The sequence below is a fragment of the Lutibacter sp. B1 genome, from assembly GCF_012524075.1.
GTDB lineage: Bacteria > Bacteroidota > Bacteroidia > Flavobacteriales > Flavobacteriaceae > Lutibacter.
Map to the genome: position 1 here is coordinate 1 of NZ_JAAZUI010000101.1, position 1257 is coordinate 1257.

General features: G+C 26.3%; 1 protein-coding gene. It reads right to left on the bottom strand.

The features are described from left to right. Positions 1-128 precede the first annotated feature (128 nt). Positions 129-1202, bottom strand: coding sequence for a Fic family protein (locus HGB55_RS15040; RefSeq protein WP_168817891.1), 1074 nt, complete (start codon positions 1200-1202; stop codon positions 129-131). Positions 1203-1257: the final 55 nt, after the last annotated feature.

The window sequence follows — 1257 nt, forward strand, 5'->3', positions numbered from 1 at the left end:
TTAGGCTAGGAAAAGTTGCGAATTTGAAAACGTACTTTTCCGCTGTTTGTTTTGTTGTTTAAATTTAGTTTAATTTTTCTATTTAGCATAAAGAAGCAATTTTTTTTAGCCATTGTTAGCCAAAGTAATTAATCTTTCAGTGTTAGAATCTTAATTAATTTCTCATTGACATAATAATTACCAGTTCCTAATTTTTCTTTTTTAAGCACTTTATCTTTAGCAAGTAAATTCAAATATTTAGAAGCTGTAATTCTTGAAACTCCTAAATCGTTCTCAATAAACTCAATCTTGGTGTATGGATGCTTAAATAAATTATTTAATAAATCTTGACTGTAAAATTTATAATTATTTCTCAGCAAGTTTTTATATTCATAGATTAATTCTCTTATTTTTCCGATAAGTACAATTGTTTCTTTTGAGATTTGCTCAACACAATCTAACATATATAAAATCCAATTTTCCCAATTATCAGTTTCTCTTACTTCTTGTAAAAGATTATAATAATCAGCTTTGTTCTCGATAATGTAACGACTTAAATAAAGAACAGGTAAGTTTAATAAATCATTCATTACTAAGTATAAAACATTAATAATTCTACCAGTTCTTCCGTTTCCATCGTAAAAAGGATGGATACTTTCAAATTGATAATGAATGATTGCCATTTTAACTAACGGATCAAACTCAGACATTGTAGAATCGTTTATATATTGTTCAAGATTTTTCATTAAATCTTGAATTGTGGTATAATCTTGAGGAGGCGTATAGATAATTTCTCCAGTAGTTGCATTTTTCAAAGCCGTTCCGGGAACTTTTCTAAAACCAGCATTATTTTTCTCTAATTCAGATTGAATTGCAATGATATCATTGTTTGTTAGGATTTTATTTTTGGTAATTAATCCGAATCCTTTTTTTAATGCAGAAATATAGTTTTGGACTTCTTTTGCATTTAATGATTTGAAACCTTCTAGATTTAATTCAGCTTTAAAAATATCATCGTGAGTTGTAATAATATTTTCAATAGCAGAACTGTCTTTAGCCTCTTGAAGACCTAAAGTATTTATTAAAATGTTTTCATTTGGAATACTGGAAACAATTCCTTTTAATTCAGCTAATGCTCTGTGAGCTGAAGCCACTTTCTTAAGTATTCTTTTAGTTTCAATATCTTGATTAAGTGGTAATTTTTTCAATTTATCAGATTCCATTATGTATAGAAATATTAATTTTCTTTACAAATGTAATTTATTATGATAAAATAAT